The organism is Klebsiella sp. BIGb0132, assembly GCF_024810075.1.
GTDB classification, from domain to species: domain Bacteria; phylum Pseudomonadota; class Gammaproteobacteria; order Enterobacterales; family Enterobacteriaceae; genus Klebsiella; species Klebsiella terrigena.
The window spans coordinates 1-2,538 of record NZ_JANUDW010000023.1 but is presented as its reverse complement, the minus strand read 5'-3'; the positions used below and the strand labels follow the sequence as shown (position 1 = coordinate 2,538).

Sequence of the window (2,538 nt, the reverse complement as noted above, 5' to 3'; positions counted from 1 at the left end):
GGAGTCAGGGAGAACTCATCTCGGGGCAAGTTTCGTGCTTAGATGCTTTCAGCACTTATCTTTTCCGCATTTAGCTACCGGGCAATGCCATTGGCATGACAACCCGAACACCAGTGATGCGTCCACTCCGGTCCTCTCGTACTAGGAGCAGCCCCCCTCAATTCTCCAGCGCCCACGGCAGATAGGGACCGAACTGTCTCACGACGTTCTAAACCCAGCTCGCGTACCACTTTAAACGGCGAACAGCCGTACCCTTGGGACCTACTTCAGCCCCAGGATGTGATGAGCCGACATCGAGGTGCCAAACACCGCCGTCGATATGAACTCTTGGGCGGTATCAGCCTGTTATCCCCGGAGTACCTTTTATCCGTTGAGCGATGGCCCTTCCATTCAGAACCACCGGATCACTATGACCTGCTTTCGCACCTGCTCGCGCCGTCACGCTCGCAGTCAAGCTAGCTTATGCCATTGCACTAACCTCCTGATGTCCGACCAGGATTAGCTAACCTTCGTGCTCCTCCGTTACTCTTTGGGAGGAGACCGCCCCAGTCAAACTACCCACCAGACACTGTCCGCAACCCGGATTACGGGTCTACGTTAGAACATCAAACATTAAAGGGTGGTATTTCAAGGTTGGCTCCACGCAGACTGGCGTCCACGCTTCAAAGCCTCCCACCTATCCTACACATCAAGGCTCAATGTTCAGTGTCAAGCTATAGTAAAGGTTCACGGGGTCTTTCCGTCTTGCCGCGGGTACACTGCATCTTCACAGCGAGTTCAATTTCACTGAGTCTCGGGTGGAGACAGCCTGGCCATCATTACGCCATTCGTGCAGGTCGGAACTTACCCGACAAGGAATTTCGCTACCTTAGGACCGTTATAGTTACGGCCGCCGTTTACCGGGGCTTCGATCAAGAGCTTCTCCTTGCGGATAACCCCATCAATTAACCTTCCGGCACCGGGCAGGCGTCACACCGTATACGTCCACTTTCGTGTTTGCACAGTGCTGTGTTTTTAATAAACAGTTGCAGCCAGCTGGTATCTTCGACTGATTTCAGCTCCGTGAGCAAGTCACTTCACCTACCATCAGCGTGCCTTCTCCCGAAGTTACGGCACCATTTTGCCTAGTTCCTTCACCCGAGTTCTCTCAAGCGCCTTGGTATTCTCTACCTGACCACCTGTGTCGGTTTGGGGTACGATTTGATGTTACCTGATGCTTAGAGGCTTTTCCTGGAAGCAGGGCATTTGTTACTTCAGCACCGTAGTGCCTCGTCATCACACCTCAGCGTTGAATAAGAGTCCGGATTTACCTAAACTCTCCGCCTACATGCTTAAACCGGGACAACCGTCGCCCGGCTAACATAGCCTTCTCCGTCCCCCCTTCGCAGTAACACCGAGTACAGGAATATTAACCTGTTTCCCATCGACTACGCCTTTCGGCCTCGCCTTAGGGGTCGACTCACCCTGCCCCGATTAACGTTGGACAGGAACCCTTGGTCTTCCGGCGAGCGGGCTTTTCACCCGCTTTATCGTTACTTATGTCAGCATTCGCACTTCTGATACCTCCAGCAACCCTCACAGGCCACCTTCAACGGCTTACAGAACGCTCCCCTACCCAACAACGCATAAGCGTCGCTGCCGCAGCTTCGGTGCATGGTTTAGCCCCGTTACATCTTCCGCGCAGGCCGACTCGACCAGTGAGCTATTACGCTTTCTTTAAATGATGGCTGCTTCTAAGCCAACATCCTGGCTGTCTGTGCCTTCCCACATCGTTTCCCACTTAACCATGACTTTGGGACCTTAGCTGGCGGTCTGGGTTGTTTCCCTCTTCACGACGGACGTTAGCACCCGCCGTGTGTCTCCCGTGATAACATTCTTCGGTATTCGTAGTTTGCATCGGGTTGGTAAGTCGGGATGACCCCCTAGCCGAAACAGTGCTCTACCCCCGAAGATGAGTTCACGAGGCGCTACCTAAATAGCTTTCGGGGAGAACCAGCTATCTCCCGGTTTGATTGGCCTTTCACCCCCAGCCACAAGTCATCCGCTAATTTTTCAACATTAGTCGGTTCGGTCCTCCAGTTAGTGTTACCCAACCTTCAACCTGCCCATGGCTAGATCACCGGGTTTCGGGTCTATACCCTGCAACTTAACGCCCAGTTAAGACTCGGTTTCCCTGCGGCTCCCCTATACGGTTAACCTTGCTACAGAATATAAGTCGCTGACCCATTATACAAAAGGTACGCAGTCACCCCATAAAAGAGGCTCCCACTGCTTGTACGTACACGGTTTCAGGTTCTGTTTCACTCCCCTCGCCGGGGTTCTTTTCGCCTTTCCCTCACGGTACTGGTTCACTATCGGTCAGTCAGGAGTATTTAGCCTTGGAGGATGGTCCCCCCATATTCAGACAGGATACCACGTGTCCCGCCCTACTCTTCGAACTCACAGAATGTGCATTTTAGTGTACGGGAGTATCACCCTGTACCCTGCGACTTTCCAGACGCTTCCACTAACACACAAACTGATTCAGGTTCTGGGCTG

1 rRNA gene is annotated in these 2,538 nt (G+C 53.0%); it reads right to left on the bottom strand.

From position 1 onward, the window contains the following. A 23S ribosomal RNA gene (locus M2416_RS26885) occupies positions 1-2,538 on the bottom strand; the annotation flags it as partial.